The sequence below is a fragment of the Aeromicrobium sp. CnD17-E genome (genome assembly GCF_024124745.1).
Taxonomy (GTDB): domain Bacteria; phylum Actinomycetota; class Actinomycetes; order Propionibacteriales; family Nocardioidaceae; genus Aeromicrobium.
In genome coordinates, this window is sequence record NZ_JAMXRU010000005.1 from 1 (window position 1) to 21,165 (window position 21,165).

The 21,165-nt window shown below is 71.5% G+C and carries 17 protein-coding genes; 11 read left to right on the forward strand and 6 right to left on the reverse strand.

Annotation, left to right across the window (positions count from 1 at the left end):
• The 5 genes from NH339_RS02080 to NH339_RS02100 form a co-directional block, all read left to right on the forward strand.
• Positions 1 to 1,600: alkaline phosphatase (locus NH339_RS02080; RefSeq protein ID WP_253022009.1), on the forward strand; the 1,600-nt coding region annotated here is incomplete at its 5' end.
• A 71-nt stretch (positions 1,601 to 1,671) separates the two neighbouring features.
• Complete coding sequence (locus tag NH339_RS02085) at positions 1,672 to 2,175, forward strand: flavin reductase family protein (protein WP_253022011.1); 504 nt, start codon at positions 1,672 to 1,674, stop codon at positions 2,173 to 2,175.
• A 45-nt stretch (positions 2,176 to 2,220) separates the two neighbouring features.
• Positions 2,221 to 4,110: a 1-deoxy-D-xylulose-5-phosphate synthase gene (gene dxs / locus NH339_RS02090; RefSeq protein ID WP_253022013.1), complete on the forward strand. Its 1,890-nt coding sequence runs from the start codon at positions 2,221 to 2,223 to the stop codon at positions 4,108 to 4,110.
• A gap of 10 nt (positions 4,111 to 4,120) precedes the next feature.
• Positions 4,121 to 5,026, forward strand: coding sequence for a PAC2 family protein (locus NH339_RS02095; protein WP_067857765.1), 906 nt, complete (start codon positions 4,121 to 4,123; stop codon positions 5,024 to 5,026).
• A gap of 423 nt (positions 5,027 to 5,449) precedes the next feature.
• The gene (locus NH339_RS02100; protein WP_253022015.1) at positions 5,450 to 6,322 is read left to right on the forward strand and encodes an acyl-CoA thioesterase II; all 873 of its coding nucleotides are present in this window, start codon (positions 5,450 to 5,452) and stop codon (positions 6,320 to 6,322) included.
• A gap of 69 nt (positions 6,323 to 6,391) precedes the next feature.
• On the opposite strand, the gene NH339_RS02105 is transcribed toward NH339_RS02100, so the two are convergent.
• The 3 genes from NH339_RS02105 to NH339_RS02115 all read right to left on the reverse strand — a co-directional run bounded on the left by NH339_RS02105 (position 6,392) and on the right by NH339_RS02115 (position 10,562).
• Positions 6,392 to 8,278, reverse strand: coding sequence for a CocE/NonD family hydrolase (locus NH339_RS02105; protein ID WP_253022017.1), 1,887 nt, complete (start codon positions 8,276 to 8,278; stop codon positions 6,392 to 6,394).
• A 65-nt stretch (positions 8,279 to 8,343) separates the two neighbouring features.
• Positions 8,344 to 9,219 carry a MaoC/PaaZ C-terminal domain-containing protein gene (locus tag NH339_RS18745; RefSeq protein WP_253022019.1) on the reverse strand — a complete coding sequence of 292 codons (876 nt, stop codon included), beginning with the start codon at positions 9,217 to 9,219 and terminating at the stop codon, positions 8,344 to 8,346.
• Positions 9,216 to 10,562: a 3-oxoacyl-ACP reductase gene (locus tag NH339_RS02115; RefSeq protein ID WP_253022021.1), complete on the reverse strand. Its 1,347-nt coding sequence runs from the start codon at positions 10,560 to 10,562 to the stop codon at positions 9,216 to 9,218. The genes NH339_RS18745 and NH339_RS02115 overlap by 4 nt, the downstream gene beginning before the upstream one ends.
• Positions 10,563 to 10,779: 217 nt before the next feature.
• Between NH339_RS02115 and NH339_RS02120 the strand changes: the two genes are divergently transcribed.
• The gene (locus NH339_RS02120) at positions 10,780 to 12,156 is read left to right on the forward strand and encodes an acetyl-CoA C-acetyltransferase (RefSeq protein ID WP_253022023.1); all 1,377 of its coding nucleotides are present in this window, start codon (positions 10,780 to 10,782) and stop codon (positions 12,154 to 12,156) included.
• Positions 12,157 to 12,244: 88 nt separating this feature from the next.
• Here the strand turns inward: NH339_RS02120 and NH339_RS02125 are convergent, their stop codons facing one another.
• A complete protein-coding gene (locus NH339_RS02125; protein WP_067857753.1) occupies positions 12,245 to 12,946 on the reverse strand; it encodes a TetR/AcrR family transcriptional regulator in 702 nt (233 codons plus the stop codon).
• Positions 12,947 to 13,063: 117 nt separating this feature from the next.
• Between NH339_RS02125 and uvrB the strand changes: the two genes are divergently transcribed.
• The 4 genes from uvrB (at position 13,064) to NH339_RS02145 (ending at position 17,979) form a co-directional block, all read left to right on the forward strand.
• Positions 13,064 to 15,148 (forward strand): excinuclease ABC subunit UvrB, encoded by a 2,085-nt coding sequence (uvrB, locus tag NH339_RS02130; RefSeq protein ID WP_067857749.1) that lies wholly within the window; start codon positions 13,064 to 13,066, stop codon positions 15,146 to 15,148.
• A complete protein-coding gene (locus tag NH339_RS02135) occupies positions 15,145 to 15,933 on the forward strand; it encodes an aldose 1-epimerase (RefSeq protein ID WP_253022025.1) in 789 nt (262 codons plus the stop codon). The genes uvrB and NH339_RS02135 overlap by 4 nt, the downstream gene beginning before the upstream one ends.
• 112 nt (positions 15,934 to 16,045) lie before the next feature.
• Entirely contained in the window at positions 16,046 to 16,780 is a 735-nt protein-coding gene (locus NH339_RS02140; protein ID WP_253022027.1) for an N-acetylmuramoyl-L-alanine amidase, read from the forward strand.
• Positions 16,781 to 16,980: 200 nt separating this feature from the next.
• Positions 16,981 to 17,979, forward strand: coding sequence for a TerC family protein (locus NH339_RS02145; RefSeq protein ID WP_067857741.1), 999 nt, complete (start codon positions 16,981 to 16,983; stop codon positions 17,977 to 17,979).
• A 47-nt stretch (positions 17,980 to 18,026) separates the two neighbouring features.
• On the opposite strand, the gene NH339_RS02150 is transcribed toward NH339_RS02145, so the two are convergent.
• Positions 18,027 to 18,332: a putative quinol monooxygenase gene (locus NH339_RS02150; protein WP_253022029.1), complete on the reverse strand. Its 306-nt coding sequence runs from the start codon at positions 18,330 to 18,332 to the stop codon at positions 18,027 to 18,029.
• Entirely contained in the window at positions 18,325 to 19,773 is a 1,449-nt protein-coding gene (locus NH339_RS02155) for an APC family permease (RefSeq protein WP_253022031.1), read from the reverse strand. The genes NH339_RS02150 and NH339_RS02155 overlap by 8 nt, the downstream gene beginning before the upstream one ends.
• Before the next feature lie 109 nt (positions 19,774 to 19,882).
• Between NH339_RS02155 and NH339_RS02160 the strand changes: the two genes are divergently transcribed.
• Positions 19,883 to 21,163: a cytochrome P450 gene (locus NH339_RS02160; protein ID WP_253022033.1), complete on the forward strand. Its 1,281-nt coding sequence runs from the start codon at positions 19,883 to 19,885 to the stop codon at positions 21,161 to 21,163.
• Positions 21,164 to 21,165 lie beyond the last annotated feature (2 nt).

Sequence of the window (21,165 nt, forward strand, 5' to 3'; positions counted from 1 at the left end):
CTCGGGGGCCGCCGCGGACCGACGCCGGCACGCCGACGCACTGCCCCACGACCCCTTCACGCTCGGCGTCGCCTCGGGCGACCCCGTGCCCGACGGGGTCGTGCTCTGGACCCGGCTCGCCCTCGACCCGACCGCCGCCGACGGCCGGGGTGGCATGCCCGACCGCCCCGTCGCGCTCACCTGGCAGGTGGCCAGCGACCCGCGCTTCCGTCGCGTCGTGCGGAGCGGTCGCGTGACCGCGCTCGCGCAGCACGCCCACAGCGTGCACGTCGAGGTCGACGGACTGCGACCCGGTCGCGAGTACTGGTACCGCTTCCGGGCCGGGCGCCACGTCTCCCGCGCCGCCCGCACCAGCACGTCGCCGACGCCGGGCACGCTGCCCGCCTCGATGACGATGGCGTTCGCCTCCTGCGCCCAGCTCGAGCACGGCTACTTCAGCGCCTACCGCAACATCGCGGCCGACCAGCCCGACCTCGTCCTCCACCTGGGCGACTACCTCTACGAGTACACGGCGCACGACTACGTGGCGCCCGGCGGGAACGTGCGCGACCACGAGGGTCCGGAGACCGTCGACCTCGCCTCCTACCGCCAGCGGCACGCGCAGTACAAGGCCGACGCCGACCTGCAGGTCGCCCACGCGGCCGCACCGTGGCTCGTCGTGTGGGACGACCACGAGGTCGACAACAACTGGGCGGGCGACACCCCCGAGAACATCGAGGAGAAGCCCGGGTTCGCCGCGCGCCGGGCGGCAGCGTTCCGCGCCTACTACGAGAACATGCCGCTGCGCCGCTCCTCGATCCCGCGGGGGGACCACCTGCAGCTGTTCCGTCGGCTGCACTGGGGTGCGCTCGCGTCGTTCCACATGCTCGACACGCGCCAGTTCCGCGACGACCAGGGCTGCGGCGACGGGTACAGGGCCGACTGCCCGGCGGCGGTCGACCCGCGCCGCAGCATCGTCGGGCCTGCGCAGGAGCGCTGGCTGCTCGACGGCTTCCGTCGCTCGCGGGCCCGCTGGGACGTCATCGGCCAGCAGGTGTTCTTCGCCCAGCGCGACAGCACCGACGGTCCGGTGAAGACGGTGTCGATGGACGCCTGGGACGGCTACCAGGCGTCGCGGGACCGCATCACGCGCGGCTGGGTCGACGCGCAGGTCCGCAACCCGGTGGTGCTCACGGGCGACGTGCACGCCCACTGGGCCTCGGAGCTGAAGCTCGACTACGACGACCCGACGTCGCGCAGCGTCGGCACCGAGCTCGTGTGCTCGTCGGTCACGTCGGGCGGCAACGGGGCCGACAGCGCCGTGACCGCGCACCCGTGGCTGCGGTGGAACCCGCACCTGAGGCTGCAGAACAACCTCCGCGGCTACGTGCGCACCCGCATCACGCCCGACGACCTCACGGCCGAGTTCCGCTGCCTGCCCCAGGTGCGGACCCCGGGCGCGGAGGCGTTCACGCGGGCCACGTTCGTCGTGGAGGACCGCGTGCCGGCCCTGAACCTCGTGCAGGACCGTGGTGTCCCCGGGGCGCGGACGTTCGCCGGACGTTCGGCCGAGGAGGACACCCGCGCGACGATCGAGCACGAGACCGCGCGTCCCCGGTGACGGTCCCGCCGGACGCCCCCGTGGACGACCGCCGCGCTGCCGCGAGCCCCGGTGCTGCCTAGGCTGACGGCGTGACGATCCACGACGAGCACCCGTTCGTGCCGCCCGAGGGGGAGCGCGACGTGCTCCGGCGCCTGCGCGGCCGTCTGCCGGCGGCCGTGACGGTCTGGGCGGCCGGCGAGGGGCGGGGGAGGGTCGGGCTGACCGTCTCCTCGTTCCTGCTCGCCGCGGGCGACCCGGCCCGGGTGCTGGCGCTGGTCGACGAGGAGTCCGACCTCTGGGACGCCCGCCCCGAGCGCGTGAGCGTGAACGTGCTCGGGGCGGACCACGCCTACCTCGCCGACGCCTTCGCGGGGACGGCGCCGGCGCCCGGCGGGCCGTTCACGCTCGGGTCGTGGAGCGACGGACCCTGGGGACCGCGCCTCGACGACGCCGTCGCGTGCGTCGGCGTCAGCCTCGACGACGTCGAGCCCGGGCACGAGGGGTGGGGCCTGCTCCTGCGGGGCACCGTCGACGACGTCGACCTGCGCGACGGACCCGCCCTGACGCACCTGCGCGGTCGCTACCGCACCTGACGGTGGTGCCGGGCGTGCGTGAGGCCCGCTGGCTAGACTGACCGAATGGCGTTGCTCGACGAGATCACCGGCCCCGCGGACCTGCGGGCGATGTCCGACGCCGATCTCGAGACCCTCGCCCACGAGATCCGCGAGCGCACGATCGACGCCGTCGCCGCGCACGCCGGGCACCTGGGCCCGAACCTCGGTGTCGTCGAGCTGACGCTCGCGCTGCACCGGGTCTTCGACTCCCCGCGCGACCGCATCGTGTGGGACACCGGCCACCAGGCGTACGTGCACAAGATGGTCACCGGCCGGGCCCGTGACTTCGACACCCTGCGCCAGGAGGGTGGCCTGTCGGGCTACCCCAGCCGGGCGGAGTCCGAGCACGACTGGGTCGAGAACAGCCACGCCTCCACCAGCCTGTCCTACGCCGAGGGCATGGCGCGGGCCAACCAGGTGCTGGGGCGCGAGGACCACGTCGTCGCGGTGATCGGCGACGGCGCCATGACCGGCGGCATGGCCTGGGAGGCCATCAACAACATCGCCGCCTCGCAGGACCGGCGCGTCGTCATCGTCGTCAACGACAACGGGCGCTCCTACCAGCCCACGGTCGGTGGACTCGCCAACCGGCTCACCGACATCCGCACCAACCCGCGCTACGAGCCGGCGCTCGGCGCGATCCGCGAGCGTCTGAACCGTGGCGGCTCGGTCGGCCCGGCCGCCTACGACGCCCTGCACGCGATCAAGAAGGGCCTCAAGGACGTCCTCGCGCCGCAGGGCATGTTCGAGGACCTCGGCCTGAAGTACGTCGGCCCGGTCGACGGGCACGACCGCAAGGCCGTCGAGTCCGCCCTCGCGCACGCCAAGCGTTTCGGCGGTCCCGTGCTCGTGCACGTCCTGACCACCAAGGGCCAGGGCTACGACATCGCCGTCGCGAACGAGAACGACCAGATGCACCAGGCGCCGCAGTTCGACCGCACGACGGGTGACGCCGTGTCGGTCGCGCCGGCCGGGTGGACGTCGGTGTTCCGCGACGAGGTCGTCCGGATCGCCGACGAGCGCCCCGACGTCGTCGGCATCACCGCGGCGATGCTCTACCCGGTCGGTCTCGACGCGTTCGCCGACAAGTTCCCCGACCGCGTCTTCGACGTCGGCATCGCGGAGCAGCACGCCGCGACGAGCGCCGCCGGCATGGCGATGGCCGGTCTCCACCCCGTGGTCGCGGTCTACGCCACGTTCCTCAACCGCGCGTTCGACCAGGTGCTGCTCGACGTCGCCCTCCACCGGTGCGGCGTCACCTTCGTGCTCGACCGCGCCGGCGTCACGGGCGACGACGGCGCCAGCCACAACGGCATGTGGGACATGTCGATGCTGCAGCTCGTGCCGGGGTTGCGTCTGGCAGCGCCCCGCGACGGAGCGCGTCTGCGCGAGCTGCTGCGCGAGGCCGTCGACGTCGACGACGCGCCCACCGTCGTGCGCTTCGCGAAGGGCGCCGTGCCCGCCGACGTCGAGGCGATCGACACGGTCGGCACGTGCGACGTGCTGGCCCGCGGCGACCAGCAGGACGTGCTCGTGCTGGCGGTCGGCTCGATGGTGCCCACCTGCCTCGCCGCGGCGGAGCAGCTGTCGGCCGAGGGACTGGGGGTCACGGTCGTCGACCCGCGCTGGGTCAAGCCCTTCGACCCCGCCGTCGTCCAGCTCGCCGCCGAGCACCGCCTGGTCGTGACCGTCGAGGACAACGGTCGGACCGGTGGTGTCGGGGCAGCGTTCACGCAGGCGCTGCGCGACGTCGAGAGCGAGGTGCCGGTGCGCGTGCACGGCGTGGCGCAGGAGTTCCTCGACCACGCGAAGCGTCCGGTCATCCTGGAGCGCCTCGGGCTGACACCCGACGCCGTGGCCGCCGACACGCACGCCGCCTGGCTGCGGCTGACCGGGAACAACGCGGACCTCTGAGGGCTTGACGATGAAGTGGCCCTCACGACGTGACCGAGACGACGCGACCGACCCGACGCCCTCCGGCGACGGCCCGGTCCTGATCCATGCCCTCGACGGGTTCCTGACCGCGGGCGGGGCGCCGCGGATCGCGGCACAGCACCTGCTCTCCGGACGCGGTGAGGTGCTGCGCAGCTTCGACGTCGACGAGCTGTACGACTACCGCGCGCGGCGTCCGTTCATCACGTTCCGCCAGGACCACTACGTCGACTACGACGAGCCGCGGCTCGACGTCGTCCGCGAGCACGACCGGTCGGGCACCCCGTACCTGGTGCTGACCGGTCCGGAGCCGGACTTCCGGTGGGAGTCGTTCGTCGACGGCGTGCAGGAGGTCGTGGAGGACCTCGACGTGAGCCTGACGCTCGGCCTCGGCGCGGTGCCGATGGGCGTCCCGCACACCCGGCCCACGATGATCACGGCGCACGGCTCGCGCCCGGAGCTCGTCGACCGGACGAACCTGTGGCAGGCCGAGGTGCGGGTGCCGTCGTCGGCGCAGTCGCTGCTGGAGTACCGGCTGACCCAGCGCGGCCTCGACAGCGCCGGCTACGTCGCGCACGTGCCGCACTACCTGACCCAGGTCGACTACCCGCCGGCGGCGCTCGCGCTGCTCGAGGCGGTGCTCGACCGCACGGGCCTCGACCTCGACCTCGACCCGCTGCGCGCCGTGCAGGGCGCCACGGTGGCCGACATCGAGCGTCAGATCGAGGACCAGGGCGGTGCCGAGGTCCTCGCGGGCCTCGAGCAGCAGTACGACGCGTTCACCCGCGGCGCCGCCGAGTCGCTCCTCGCCGAGGACGGCGACCTGCCGAGCGGCGACGAGCTGGCCGACCAGTTCGAGCAGTTCCTCGCCCGCCAGCGCAAGGACGACCAGGACTGACGCGGTCTCGCCCACCATCGGTGGATCTGCACCCTCAGGAGCGTTCCTGCGGTTCATGACCCACCGATGGCGGGCAGCGCGGCGCAAGAATCCTGCGTTCACGACGGGATCCCGTAGCCAACGCAGACGTGTGGGACCAGCAGCGCCCGAACGCAGCATCGTGCGTCCACCCCGTGCCGAACCCGCAGCCCGAGACCCCAGCCCAGCGCCATCGCCAGCCGCCCGGTCGAGGCGCTTTCGAAGACCAGACACAGTGCCAGCCGAGGCAGCGCAGCAGCACGACGAAACCCCTTGCAGGCAGCGCAGCAGCACGACGAGACCCGAGCAGGCAGCGCGGCAACGAGCTCGCCAACCCGGTGTGAGCCCGCTCTCCACCTCCGCACGCCGGCGCGGGGCGGCCGTGCGGATCGGTAGGATCTGCGCGTGCCTGCATCCCTCGACGAGCTCGTGACCCTGCTGGACCTCGAACCTCTCGAGGTGGGCCTGTTCCGTGGCGGCCAGCCGGAGGGGTCCAGCCTGAAGCGGGTCTTCGGTGGCCAGGTGGCGGCCCAGGCGGTGACGGCCGCTCAGCTGACGGTGCCGGAGGACCGGCACATCCACTCGCTGCACGCCTACTTCCTGCTCGGCGGCGACCCGTCGATCCCGATCGTGTACGACGTGGAGAACGTGCGCGACGGCGGATCGTTCACGACGCGGCGGATCGCGGCGCGCCAGCACGGCGAGAACATCTTCTACATGACCGCGTCGTTCCAGCGCACGGAGGAGGGGTTCGACCACCAGGACGTCATGCCGCAGGTGCCGTCGCCGCAGGAGTCGGTACCGCTGCTCGACGTGATCCGCCAGGTCCGGCCGCAGGAGGTGGAGTCGTGGAAGCGTGAGTGGTCGTCGTTCGACCTGCGCTACATCGGTGACAACCGCCCGGCCGACGACCCGACGCGGGCGACGGTGCCGGCGGTGCAGCGGCTCTGGTTCCGGGCCGACGGCACGCTGCCGGCGTCGCGGATCATCCACACGGCGGCGTTCGTCTACATCAGCGACTTCAGCCTGCTGGGCGTCGCGCTGCTGCCGCACGGCGAGCTGATCAGCTCACCGCGGGTGCAGCCTGCGTCGCTGGACCACACGATCTGGTTCCACCGCCCGATCAGCGCCGACGAGTGGCTGCTGTACGACCAGACGTCGCCGTCGGCGTCGGGTGCGCGCGGGCTGAGCACGGCCCGGGTGTTCGCCGAGGACGGCACGCTCGTCGCGACCGTCGCGCAGGAGGGGCTGATCCGACGGGTCACGCCCCGCGACTGACCTCGCTGCACCCGACCGGCCTGCCCCGATCGCCCTGCCCTCGATCGCCCTGGCCCGACGGCCCACCCGTCACGGCGTCCCGAAGGACAGCGACGACGGGTGCTGCGGACCGGTGAGCACCGTCATCGGCACGAGCGACGGCAGGAGCGAGCCGAGGGTCGGCAGCAGGTGCGGCGCGTCGAAGCCCTGCACCGAGACGCGCAGCCGGTGTCCCTGGGGGATGCGCGCGCGGGTGGGGAAGACCTCGACGTCGATCGGCGCGACCTGGCCGGGGGCGAGCGGAGCCTGGGCCGCGCGCGTGAACGGGTGGTACGGCTGCACCAGGGTGCCGTCGACGTAGCGCGATCGTGAGCGGTCGAGCGCGCGGTGCGAGAGCACCTGCCAGCCGCCGGTGAGCCGGGAGACCGTGCCGTCGGGCGCCACGTCGGAGACGGTGACCGAGAGCATGCCGTCGCCGGCGGGGGACGACGTGTAGAGGCGCGCGTTGAGCGGTCCCTGCACGACGACGTCGGCCTTCAGCGGGGCGGTCTCGAACACGGGGCCGAGGCTGTCGTTGAAGGAGTTGTTCGTGAAGCACGGCAGGTCCGGCAGCGCCTGGCGCAGGATGCCCGCGGTCCACTGGTTGGCCGAGCGCGTGCAGAGACCCTGCACGGGGACGGCCGGCACGGTCGTGCTGCCGCTGCGCGGCGTCCCGGCGGTGAGGCCACCCGGCGTGCCGGCCGTCGTGGCCGTGCCGCTGAGCCGGAACGTGCGCGGGGTGAGGCTGGACGGCATCCACGACGTCCCGCGCACCCAGCGGCCGCTGCCCTGCTCGTAGCTGCTGAGACCGGCGATCTCGTCGAGCCGCTGGTTGGGGAGGCCCTTGACGTAGTGGTCGAACCAGCGCAGCTGCAGCTGCTCGATGCTGCCGTACCCGGCGTCGCCGACCTCGGCGCCCGACGATCCCTGCAGGTGGTCCCAGGGGCCGACGATCATGCGGGTCGGGACGCCACGACGCTGCAGGTTCTCGTAGAGGAGCGGTGTGCCGCGCTGGAAGAGGTCGTACTGGCCGGCGATGAAGAACGTGGGCACGGTGATCCGCGACGCGACCTGCAGGGGCGAGCGCTGCGTGTAGAAGGCGCCGTCGTAGGCGGGCTCGCCACCGGTGAAGGCGGACAGCAGGAGCTGGCTGCTGAACAGCCCGTTGCCGAGCAGGTGGGTCACGAGGGTGCCCAGGCCCGTGCCGGGGTCCGTCGCGGTGAGGGCCGGCGGGATGATCGACGTGCCGCTCACGAGGCCGAGCCAGAGCGGGATGAACCCGACGTCGAGTGCACCGCCGGAGGCCACCACGTCGCGGTAGACGTCGGCACCGGGCACCTGGGGGAAGATGGCTCGCAGGCCCTTCGGCCGGTCCGCCGCGGCGAAGAGCTGGGCGATGCCCATGTAGGAGGGACCGTTCATGGCCGTGCGTCCGTCGCTCCACGGCTGCTCGGCGGCCCAGGTCATGACCTCGCCGAAGTCGCGGTCCTCGCGCGAGCAGAACGCGCACCAGGTGCCGTCGGAGCTGCCGGTGCCGCGGGCGTCGACCGTGAGGTGCAGGTAGCCGCGCTTGACCAGGTAGCTCGGGTCGGTCCCGAGCACGCCGCCGGCCTGGGACTGGACGTTCTTGTTGTAGGCCGTGATGGTGACGACGACCGGCAGGCGGCGGGTCACCGTCCGTCCGGCGGCGTCGACGGGCCGCATCAGGTTGCCGCGCAGCACCGTCCCGTCGGACGTGCGGATCGCGAGGTCCTGCTGGGTGGTGGTGGCGGGGTACTGCTCGGGCCGCGGCTTCCAGGCCGACGTCGGCGCGGCCGCGGCGGTCGTGGCCGAGGCCGGCGGAGCCACCGTCGCCGCGCCGGCCGGGGCCGTCAGCGCGGCGCAGGCCGCTGCCGCGGACACGGCGAGCACGAGGGTGCGGGTGAGCAGGTTCGTCATCGGTCCTCCTGGTGGTCCGGGAGGACCAACGACGAGACCTGCATCACGTCACGCCCGTGACGGCGTCAGTGGCTGACCCGACCCACCAGGTGGGTCACGTCCTTCTTCTGCGCGCGGACCCCGAACACGATGCCGTCGTCGGAGGACTCCGAGCCGAAGACCACGGTCGTCGGCAGCAGGACCGGCTTCTTGAACTCGACGTCGACCGTGAACGCGTCGGGCAGCCGGTTCTGCAGCGCCGCCAGGCTGCGCGCCTTCGTCCACATCCCGTGCGCGATGTTGGTCGGGAAGCCGAACGCCTTCGCGGTGACGGGGTAGAGGTGGATGGGGTTGCGGTCGCCCGAGACCGCGCCGTAGCGACGTCCCAAGTTGCCCGCGAGCCGCCAGTGCACGACGCCGCGCGGCGCCTCCACGCCGTCCAGGACCGGGGTCGACGTCTCGGCGTCACCGCCGCGCCCCCGCGAGAACAGCGTCATGGTCTCGTCCCAGACGACCTCCTCGCCGACCATGACGGTGGTGAGCACGTCGACGAGACGACCCTTCGGGTGCGGTCGCAGGTCGGCGGCGTGCACCGACACGTCGAACGCCTCGTCGAGGCCGATCGGGCGGTGCTGGGTGATGCGGTTGCGCAGGTGCACCAGACCCATGGGCGCGAACGGGAACGAGGTGTCGGTCATGAGCGCCATGTGCAGCCCGAAGGCGGCCATGTGCGGGTACGTGACCGGCAGGTGCTCGGCGCGCGGGAACGCGCAGACCTCCAGGTAGCGCTCCAGGTGCGCCGGGTCCGTGCGGACGCCGTGCCGCTCGAGCACCAGGTCGGGCACGGTGCCGGAGGCGTGCTTGACGCCGGGCAGCGAGCCGACGACCGGGAGGGCCGGCAGGGCCGCCTTGAGCATGAGCGGCAGCGTGGCCGGCGCCGCCTCGAACTGCCTGGTGGTCACGACGCCCCCAGCAGCATCTGGCCGTTGACGCCGAGCACGTTGCCGCTCACCGCGCCGGAGCCGGGGTTGGCGAACCAGGCGATGGCCTCGGCGACGTCGACGGGCTGGCCGCCCTGCGACATCGAGTTCATGCGGCGGCCGGCCTCGCGGATGCCGAGCGGGATGGTCTTGACCATCTCGGTCTCCATGAAGCCGGGGGCCACGACGTTGGCCGTGATGCCGTCGCCGGCCACGCGCTCGGCGAGCGCCTGGATCCAGCCGATGACCCCGGCCTTCGCGGAGGCGTAGTTGGTCTGGCCGTTGTTGCCCGCGATGCCGGCGATGGACGCGATGCCGATGACCGTGCCGCCTTCGTTGATGAGGCCCTGGGCGAGCAGCTCGTCGGTGATCCGCTGCGGGGCGCCGACGGAGATGTCGACCACGAGCTGCCAGTTCTCGGGCTTCATGTTGCGCAGGCGCTTGTCGCGCGTGATGCCGGCGTTGTGCACGACCACGTCGACGGAGCCGTAGTTCTCCTTGACGTACGCCGCGATCGTGGCGGGGGCGTCCTCGGCGGTGATGTCGCCGACGATGTAGCCGCCGCCGAGCTCGTCGGCGAGGGCCTTGAGGTCCGCCTCCAGGGGCGGGACGTCGAGGCCGATGACGGTGGCGCCGTCACGGGCGAGGGTGCGCATGTCGGCCTCGCCGAGACCGCGCGACGCGCCGGTGACGAGGGCGACCTTGCCGGCCAGCGGCTTCTCGAGGTCGACCGGGTCCGTGACCGACGTGATGCCCGTCGTGCCGATCCGCACGACCTGGCCGGAGACGTAGGCCGACTTGGGGGAGAGGAAGAAGCCGAGGGTCGACGCGAGCGACGTCTCGGCGCCGGGGGCGAGGTAGACGAGGTTCGCCGTGCTGCCGCCGCCGACCTCCTTGGCCAGCGAGCGGGTGAAGCCCTCGAGGGCGCGCTGCGCGACGCGGGCGCCCTCGCTGCCGGCCTGCTCGGGGACGGTCCCGACCACGACGACGCGGCCGCTGCCCTGGAGCTGGCGCAGCACGGGCGTGAAGAACTCCTGGAGCGCGACGAGGCCGGCCGCGTCCGCGATGCCGGTCGCGTCGAAGACGAGGCCCTTGTAGCGCTTGCCCTGGGCGGGCACGCCGGTCGCCTCGACCTTGAGCGCCTTCAGCGCGGCCGTGACGGCCTTCGCGACGTCGCCCTGCGTGGCGCTGCCCGTCAGCACGGAGCCCTGGACGAGCGGGCCGCCCTCGTAGCGCTCCAGGTACGGAGGGTTGGGCAGTCCGAGGTTCTTGACGAGGAACTTGCCGATCGGGTTGTGGGCCAGGTCCTGGTAACGATCGCTCATCGCCGGGTGTGTCCTATCTCTCGCATACCATTGGTATCTGGATTCGCAGGCAAACTGTAACTTGGAGTGACACCAACGTCCACCGAGGGTGGCGAGGCGCACACGGGCGTGCAGGCGACCGAGGACCGCGTCGCGTGGCACCATCGTCGCACCCACCCCGGTGGCTCGGCACCACCCGACCACCCCGTCCACCCCGAAGCGCAAGGAGCACCGCGCCATGGCGGAGAACACCCCCGCGAAGAAGACGGCCGCGAAGAAGGCCCCGGCCAAGAAGGCCTCGGCCGCGAAGGCCGAGGCCTCGTCCGGCCAGAGCATCCGCAAGGTCGTCGTCGTCGGCGGCAACCGGATCCCGTTCGCCCGGTCCAACACCGTCTACCAGAACGTCTCCAACCAGGAGATGCTCACCGCTGCGCTCGACGGCCTCGTCGCCCGCTACGGCCTCGAGGGCGAGCGCGTCGGCGAGTTCGTCGCCGGTGCCGTCCTCAAGCACAGCCGCGACTTCAACCTCGCCCGCGAGGTCGTGCTCGGCTCCGCGCTGTCGCCCGAGACGCCCGCCGAGGACATCCAGCAGGCCTGTGGCACGGGTCTGCAGGCCGCCTTCCAGGTCGCGGCCAAGATCCAGCTCGGCAAGATCGAGTCCGGCATCGCCGGCGGCACCGACACCACGTCGGACGCCCCGCTGGCCATCGGCGACAAGCTCCGCAAGATCCTCATCGAGGCCAACAACGCCAAGGACACCAAGGGCCGGCTCGCCGCCCTCGCCAAGGTGCGCCCGGCCTACCTCGCACCCGACCAGCCGCGCAACGCCGAGCCGCGCACGGGCCTGTCGATGGGTGACCACCAGGCCCGCACCACCCACGCCTGGGGCATCACGCGGGAGGCGCAGGACGAGCTTGCCGCGCTGTCGCACCAGAACCTCGCGAAGTCCTGGGACGAGGGCTGGCAGGACGACCTCGTCACCCCGTTCCACGGCGTCACGAAGGACAACCACCTGCGTCCCGACTCCACGGTCGAGAAGCTGGCGAAGCTGCGGCCGGTCTTCGGCAAGCAGCTCGGCGACGAGGCGACCATGACGGCCGGCAACTCCACCCCGCTGTCCGACGGCGCCTCGGTGGCGCTGCTCGCCTCGGAGGAGGAGGCGGAGCGTCGCGGCTGGACCAAGCGCGCCTACTTCGTCGACTACGAGACCGCCGCCGTCGACTACGTCAGCGGCGCCGAGGGCCTGCTCATGGCCCCGGCCTACGCCGTCCCGCGCATGCTCGCCCGCAACGGCCTGACGCTGCAGGACTTCGACTACTACGAGATCCACGAGGCGTTCGCCGGCCAGGTGCTGTCGACGCTGGCCGCGTGGGAGGACGCCGACTTCTGCCAGCAGAAGCTCGGCCTCGACGTGCCGCTGGGCTCGATCGACCGCAGCAAGCTCAACGTCAAGGGCTCCTCGCTCGCCGCGGCCCACCCGTTCGCCGCCACCGGAGCCCGCATCGTGGCCAACCTCGCGAAGCTGCTCCACGAGAAGGGCGCGGGCAGCCGCGGCCTCATCTCGATCTGCGCCGCCGGCGGCCAGGGCGTCGTCGCGATCCTCGAGGGCGCCTGACCCTCGGCGACCCGACGCCGACGACCCGCACGAGCGAAGGACCCCCGCGGCGGTGCCGTGGGGGTCCTTCGCGTGCCGGGGGTGGGGCTCAGGCGCCGCGTGCCATGGCCAGCGCGCCGCGCAGCAGGTGGGCCAGCAGGTCGTCGGTGCCGACCGGGTCCACGACGGGCAGGCCCGAGATGTGCCGGCGCACCGACAGCTGCAGGTGGGCGAGGTTCAGCGCGCCGAGGCCCTGCGTGTAGAGCACGTTGGCGAGCAGGTGCGGGTCGGCCACGGCGAAGTCGCCCGTCCGCGTGCCGTCCTCCAGCACGCCGACGACGTGGCCGAGGCAGGCGCTCATGCCCGTGCCGAGACGGATCATGACGTCCTCGCTGACCTCCTCCATGAGCTCGGTGCCGCGGCGCCGCAGCAGCGTCTGCGCACAGTCCACGAAGGCCGGGTGCTCGAGGCCGTAGCCGAAGAACGCCCGCACGAGCAGCTCGAGCCGCTCGGCCGCGCCGAGGTCGGGGTCGTCACCGGGGGCGAGGGCGGCGTCGAGCTCGGTCAGGTAGCCGAGCAGCGTCACGGCGAACAGCTCCTCCTTGCTGGAGAAGTGCCGGTAGATGATGGCCCGGTTGATGCCGACGGCCCGTGCGATGTCCTCGATCTGCGCCTCGCGCACGCCCCGCTCGTCGAACAGGGCGCGGGTGGCGGCGACGATCTCGCGCGAGCGCTCGGCTCGCCGCTCGGCCGTCCGCGGACGCACCGCGGGTGGTGCTGGCGAGTCGGCCTCCGGCTCCGATACAGACATGGATCCATCCTAGGCTCGACGACGCGCGGCACGTCACTCCCGGGGCGTCGTGGCGGGTCGTCCGGCCGGACCTCGTCGAGCGCGCCACTGTCGGTGGCGGGTCGTACGGTGGAGCACATGAGGCCCTTGTCCGAGCTGCGCCGCCAGGTCGCCCCCTTCACCGTCGTCTCCGAGTACCAGCCCGCGGGCGACCAGCCCGCCGCCATCCAGGCGCTGCAGGAGCGGATCGAGGGCGGCGAGCAGGACGTCGTGCTCATGGGTGCGACCGGCACGGGCAAGACCGCCACCACGGCCTGGCTCGCCGAGCGGCTCCAGCGACCCATGCTGGTGATGCTGCCGAACAAGACGCTGGCCGCCCAGTTCGCGAACGAGCTGCGCGAGCTGCTCCCGAACAACGCCGTCGAGTACTTCGTGTCCTACTACGACTACTACCAGCCCGAGGCGTACGTCCCGCAGAGCGACACCTACATCGAGAAGGACTCCTCGATCAACGAGGAGGTCGAGCGGCTGCGCCACAGCGCCACGTGGTCGCTGCTCACCCGACGCGACGTGATCGTCGTCGCGACCGTCTCGTGCATCTACGGCCTCGGCTCGGCGCAGGAGTACATGGAGCGGATGATCCGCTTCAAGGTCGGCGACGAGAAGCCGCGCGAGGAGCTGCTGCGCACGCTCGTGCAGGCCCAGTACGTCCGCAACGACGTCGCGCCGACCCGCGGCACCTTCCGGGTGAAGGGCGACACGCTCGAGATCTTCCCCGTCTACCAGGAGATGGCCGTCCGCATCGAGTTCTTCGGCGACGAGATCGAGCGGCTCATGACGCTGCACCCGCTCACCGGCGAGGTGATCAGCGAGGACACCGAGCTCGCGGTCGGCGCGGCGACCCACTACGCCGTCGGGCCCGACATCATGACCCGGGCGATCGAGAGCATCGAGATCGAGCTCAAGGACCGGCTGGCCGAGCTCGAGGCGCAGGGCAGCCTGCTCGAGGCGCAGCGGCTGCGCATGCGCACCACCTACGACATCGAGATGATGCAGCAGGTCGGCACGTGCTCCGGCATCGAGAACTACTCGCGTCACATGGACGGTCGTGCGCCGGGCTCGGCGCCCAACTGCCTGCTCGACTACTTCCCGGAGGACTTCGTGCTCGTCCTCGACGAGTCGCACGTGACGGTGCCGCAGATCGGTGCCATGTACGAGGGCGACATGTCGCGCAAGCGCACGCTCGTCGAGCACGGCTTCCGGCTGCCCAGCGCCATGGACAACCGTCCGCTCACGTGGAGCGAGTTCCTCGAGCGCATCGGCCAGACCGTCTACCTCTCGGCCACGCCGGGCAACTACGAGATGGAGAAGACCGGTGGCGAGGTGGTCGAGCAGATCATCCGGCCCACCGGCCTGGTCGACCCCGAGGTGCTGGTCAAGCCGACGCGGGGCCAGATCGACGACCTCGTGGCGCAGATCCGCGACCGGGTCGAGAAGAACGAGCGCGTGCTCGTCACGACCCTCACCAAGAAGATGTCCGAGGACCTCACCGACTACCTGCTCGAGGCCGGCATCCGCACGCGCTACCTGCACAGCGAGGTCGACACGCTGCGTCGCGTCGAGCTGCTGCGCGAGCTGCGCATGGGCGAGTACGACGTGCTCGTCGGCATCAACCTGCTGCGCGAGGGCCTCGACCTGCCCGAGGTGAGCCTGGTGGCGATCCTCGACGCCGACAAGGAGGGCTTCCTGCGCTCCGGACGCTCGCTCATCCAGACGATCGGTCGCGCCGCCCGCAACGTGTCGGGCCAGGTGATCATGTACGCCGACCGGATCACGGACTCGATGGCGCTGGCCATCGACGAGACGAACCGGCGGCGCGAGCGTCAGGTGGCCTACAACACCGAGCGCGGCATCGACCCGCAGCCGCTGCGCAAGAAGATCGGCGACATCACCGACCTGCTCGCTCGCGAGGACGCCGACACGACCAAGCTGCTCGCCGCCACCGGTGACCACAAGCGTCGCGGTGCGCCGGTGCCGCTCGGCCAGCACACGGCCGACCTCGCCGACCTGCCCTCGGCCGACCTCGCCGCGCTCATCGAGCAGCTGAGCGAGCAGATGCACACGGCTGCCGCCGACCTGCAGTTCGAGGTCGCGGCGCGGTTGCGCGACGAGATCGGCGAGCTGAAGAAGGAGCTGCGCGGCATGCTCGAGGCGCACGCGTGAGCGTCCGTGCCGCTGCGGGCGACCTCGCGATCGAGGTCGACCCGGCTCACGGGGCCCGGCTGGTGTCCTTCACCGTCGCGGGGGAGGAGCTGCTCTCGACGCAGGAGGTCCCCGGCGTACCGACGTCGATCTCGCGGGGCTGCTACCCGATGGTCCCCTGGGCGGGGCGGATCGGCGGCGGCACCGTCGAGCACGCCGGGCAGCGTCACGCCCTACCGCTCGACGGCGACGGCAACGCGTTGCACGGGCTCGGTCTCGACGCCGTGTGGCAGCAGGACGACGCGACCGACGACGGTGCGGCCTTCTCCGTCGAGCTGGGCGACCCGTGGCCGGTCCGCGGTCGTGCCACGCTGCGCTACGCGCTGACGCCGCGTCAGCTCGTCTGCACGCTCAGCTGGGACGGCGCCGGTCCGGGCGCCTCGCTCGGCCTGCACCCGTGGTTCCGGCGCACGCTCTCCGACGGGACGAGCGCCGACGTCGACGTCGCGCCGCTCGAGATGGTCGAGCGTGACGGTGCTCTGCCCACCGGTCGCCTCGTCGCACCCCGCGAGGGTCCGTGGGACGACTGCTTCCGGCTCGCTCGCGACCCGGTCGTGCGCTGGGGCGACGCGCTCACGCTGCGGCTGTCCAGCGACGCACCCTGGTGGGTGGTCTACAGCGAGCCCGACCACGCGGTCTGCATCGAGCCGCAGACCGCCCCGCCCGACGCCTTCGCGCACCCGGACTGGCACCGCTGGCTGCAGGCGCGCTCGCTCACCTTCACGCTCGACGTCGAGACGCGGTAGAGCGGGCGTCGCCGACGGTAGTGCGATCGGCGACGTCGTCGGCGGAGCTGGGTCGGGCCCCGTAGCGTCGTCCCGAGGCGTCCCGCCAGGGACCAGGACCGAGAGCAGGCCCATGACACGGATCGACGAGGAGCCGACCACTCGCCCGACGTCGTCGTCGGCGACCGTGGGTCGTCGGATGCTGCTCGGCGGGGCCGTGGCCACGACGTTCGCGGTCGGCGGTCTTGCCCTGCTCGACCGGATGCCCTACGTCCGGGACCTGCCGATCCCGGGGCGTCGGCGGGTGCAGCTGACCTGGTTGGCCGACGAGCTGCGCAGCGCGGGGCTGCGCGTGCAGGGCGACGAGGGGTGGCTCGAGCGGGGCCGCCCGTGGGCGTTCGACCCGGTGGGCGTGCTGATGCACCACACGGCCTTCCGCGCCACGGGCGCAGATCCGCAGCCGGCGCTGGCCACGGTGCGCGACGGTCGCCCGGGGCTGCGGGGTCCGCTGTGCCACGTGCTCGTCGCCCGCGACGGCACCTGCCACGTGATCTCCGCCGGACGCGCCAACCACGCCGGCGAGGCGCGACCGAGCGGCCCGGTGGAGGGCGGCGACGGCAACGTCTCCTATGTCGGCATCGAGATCGACTACGCACCCCAGCAGCCGTTCTCCCAGCAGCCGACCACGGCGCAGCTCGACGCGTCCGTCGTGGCCGCTGCGGCCATCGTCGCGCGGCTGGGCAACGGCGCGGACCACGTGCGCTACCACTCCGAGACGAGCCTCGCGGGCAAGTGGGACCCGGGGAGCACGCTCGACGCCGACGCCTTCCGGGCGCGGGTGGCGGCCGAGCTCGACCGTCGGGCCTGAGCGCGCGCGACCTCGGCCCCGGCCGACCCCCGCGCCGTGCGCCAGGCCGGTGCCGGCTGCAACAATGTTCGGCGGAGGGGAGTATTCCTTCGCTGCAGCGTCGTCATCACGGGGGTCCGCCTGACCCTCCGGTGCTGCGGGCCCGCGGTCCGCGGGCGGAAGAGACCTCCGGTACACGTCTGTCGACCGGAGGAACCTGAGTGAACGTCTCGACCCTGGAGTGGTCCATCACCGTCGGGGTGACCATCGCCATCATCCTGTTCGACGTGTTCGTCGTGGCGCGCAAGCCGCACGAGCCGTCGATGAAGGAGTGCGCCACCTACCTCGCCATCTACGTCGGGCTGGCGGTGGCCTTCGGCATCTGGACCTTCAGCTACCACGGCTCGCAGTACGGCGTGGAGTTCTTCGCCGGGTGGCTGACGGAGTACAGCCTGTCGATCGACAACCTGTTCATCTTCATCATCATCATGGCGAGCTTCAAGGTGCCGCGGAAGTACCAGCAGGAGGCCCTGCTGGTCGGCATCATCATCGCGCTGGTGTTCCGCGGGATCTTCATCGCCGTCGGTGCCGTGGCGATCAACAACTTCTCGTGGATCTTCTACCTGTTCGGCGCCTTCCTCATCTACACGGCGATCAACCTGATCCGCGACACCGACCACGACGACGACGGCGAGAACGCGGTCGTCCGGTTCGCCCGGCGTCGCTTCAACCTCACCGAGCAGTGGGACGGCCTCAAGCTCGTCGTGAAGGAGAACGGTCGCCGCGCGCTGACCCCGATGGCGCTCGTCATCATCGCGCTGGGCACCACCGACCTGCTGTTCGCGCTCGACTCGATCCCGGCGATCTACGGCCTCACCAAGGAGCCGTACCTGGTCTTCACGGCCAACGTGTTCGCACTCATGGGTCTGCGTCAGCTCTACTTCCTGCTCGGCGACCTGCTCAAGCGCCTGGTCTTCCTGTCGCAGGGTCTCGCGGTGCTGCTCGCGTTCATCGGCGTCAAGCTCCTGCTCCACGCGCTGCACGAGAACGAGCTGCCGTTCATCAACGGCGGCGAGCACGTGAAGGTCCCCGAGATCCCGACGCTCGCCAGCCTCGGCGCCATCGTCGTCATCCTCGGCACGACGACCGTCGTGAGCCTCTGGTACTCCCGCAGGCACCCCGAGAAGGTCGACGACGACCACGGCGCGCCCAAGGAGTAGCGGTCCCGCGGGGCGCGTCCCGCGCGCGTCGAGGAGGAGGGTGCGGCTCAGGCCGGGCCCTCCTCCTGCACGTGGTAGCGGCGGACGTCGGCGTCCAGCACGTCGGGAAGCTCGGCCGCCTCGTCGTCCGGCAGGGCACGGAAGGCGAGCAGCGCGACCTCGTCGCGCCAGTGCTCGTGCACTACGACGAGGCCGGGGTCGACGCTGTCGGCCGTCAGGGCGAAGGCGAGACAGCCGTCGGTGCCGCGTGCCAGCTCGACGACGGGACGGCACGCGGCCACGTAGGCGTCGCGGCGGGCGGGCTCCACCCGGAGCCAGCCGGCCACGACGACCGAGTGCGGGGAGTCAGTCACCGAGCTTCTCGACGTCCTCGAACTCGCTGTCCGCGCTGCCGGTGATCAGGTTGATCGCGTAGGTGATGGCCCAGAGCACGACGCCGATCAGCATGAGCACACCCGCGATGACGTACACCTGACCGTCCCGCTCGACCCAGGGACCGGCGAGGAACACGCACAGCACGGCCGCGACCGCAGGCAGGACGCCCGGGGACACGAAGTGGTTCGGCTTCGCGTCGCCCGGGTTGCGGCGCAGGATCAGGCACGCGACATTCACGACGGCGAAGACGCACAGCAGCAGGAACGCGGTGACGTTCGACAGGTTGGCCACCACGTTGCTCTCGGCGTCGCGCGTGACGTAGAAGATCAGGCCGAGCGCGAGCAGCGTGCTGAACGCGACGGCCACCCACGGAGTGCGGCGTCCGGGCAGCACCGCTCCGAGCTGACGGGGGAGCACGCCCTGCTTCGCCATCCCGTACAGCAGACGGCTCGCCATCAGCATGTTGATCAACGCGGTGTTGGCCACGGCGAAGACCGCGAGGAAGGGGAAGACGCGGTCGATCGGGAAGTCCGGGGCGCCCTTCGAGACGACCTCCAGCAGCGCTCGGCCCTCGGAGTCGGAGATGTCCTTGAGCTCGGGGGCGGTGAGCACGGTGACGACGGAGACGGCCACCAGCATGTAGAGCAGCACCGCGATGCCGAGGCCGGTCAGCATGGTCCGCGGGAAGATCTTGTTCGGCTCCTTGACCTCCTCCACCATGTTCACGGCGTCCTCGAACCCGACCATCGCGAAGAAGGCGATCGACGTCGCGGCGGTGACAGCCAGGAACAGGCCGCGGTCCTCGTAGTCGCGGAAGGTCACGACCTCCGACAGGTCGGCGCCGTTCTGCGTCATCGCGTAGAAGCCGACGCCGATCACGATGGACAGCGCCGCCAGCTCGACGATGGTCAGCACCACGTTGAACTTCACGCTCTCGCCGACACCGCGCAGGTTGATGATCGCCAGCAGGATCATGAAGGCCATCGCGATGGCGACGATCGTCCCGCTGCTGGCCGGGCCGTCGGTCCAGCCGTTGACGTCGAGGCCACCGGTGAAGTTGTCGGCGAGGGTCTTGGCCGACGTCGACGCGCTCGTGATGCCGGAGCACACCACCGCGAAGGCGATGAGGAACGTGACGAAGTGGATGCCGAAGGCCTTGTGCGCGTACAGCGCCGCACCGGCCGCCTGCGGGTACTTGGTGACGAGCTCGAGGTACGACAGCGCCGTCATCGAGGCCACGACGAACGCCAGGAGGAACGGCAGCCAGACCAGTCCGCCGACCTTGCCCGCCATCTGTCCCGTCACCGCGTAGATGCCGGCACCGAGGATGTCACCGACGATGAACAGGAGGAGGAGCTTCGGCCCCATGACCCTCCGGAGCTCCGTCGGCCCCTGGACTCCTGCGGTCTCGGTGGTCATGCGTCTCCCTCGCTCGTCGACGCACCGGGGCGTCCGCCCCGGCGCAGAGTTTGGGTGACACCTTGCTCCGCCTGCCTGTCAGATGCAACACCAGTAGTACCTTCGTTACGTGATCGACGTACGCGGACGGCTGACGTCCTGGGCCGGTTCGCTCGTCATGCGTCGGGTACGACGCAAGGGGATCGACCTCTCGCGCATCTCCTTCATCCCCGAGGCCACGAAGGTGCCGCTGCAGAGACACGGCACCGACCCGGTGCCGCGGCTGGCCGAGATCCGCGGCCAGGAGCGTCTGCACAAGCTCTCGCTGCCGTTCTCGTTCAACGCCTACCTGGTGTCCGGGTACGACGAGACCCGCACCGTCCTGACCGACCGCGACAGCTACTCCAACGACATCCGCCACCTCTTCCACGGTGACGGTCCGGCCACGTCCGACGACATCGGCGGGCTCGGGTTCACCGACCCTCCGCTGCACACGCGGCTGCGCAAGATCGTCACGCCCGAGTTCACGATGCGGCGGCTCGCGCGGCTCGGCCCGGCCGTCGAGCGGATCGTCGACGACGCCCTCGACGCGTTCGAGGCGTCGGGCTCGCCCACCGACCTGGCCAAGCACCTCGCGTTCCCGGTGCCGTTCCAGACGATCTGCGAGCTGCTCGGCCTCGACTACGACGACCGCGAGGCGTTCGCCGCCCTCGGCAGTGCGCGGTTCGACGCGACGAACGGGGCGGCGGCCGCGTTCGGTGCGGTGTCGGCCCAGCGCGAGTTCCTCTTCGACGCCGTCGCGCGACAGCGTCGCGACCCGGGGCCGGGCCTGATCGGGCAGATCATCCGCGCCGAGGGCGACGCCATCAGCGACGTCGACCTCGCCGGGCTCGCCGACGGCGTGTTCACGGGCGGCTTCGAGACCACCGCCGGCATGATCGCGCTCGGCACGATCGTCCTCATGCGCGAGGAGAAGCACGCCAACCTCGTGCGCAACGGCACGTCGCAGGACGTCGACCTCGTCGTCGAGGAGCTGCTGCGCTACCTCTCCGTCGTGCAGGTGGCGTTCCCGCGCTTCGCCAAGGAGGACATGACGCTGTTCGGCCAGCGCATCCGCAAGGGCGACGTGCTGCTCGCGTCGCTGAGCGGCGCCAATCGCGACGGGGCGGCTGCAGGGGAGAAGCCCGAGGACTTCGACCCCTTCCGGGTGCCGCGCAGCGGGCACCTCGCGTTCGGCCACGGCATCCACCGCTGCATCGGCGCCGAGCTCGCCCGGATGGAGCTGCGCACGGTGTTCCCGCGGCTGCTGCGTCGCTTCCCCGACCTCGCACTCGCGGTGCCGGAGTCGGAGCTGTCGTTCCGTCAGCTGTCGTTCGTCTACGGCGTCGACGAGCTGCCCGTCACCTTCTGACC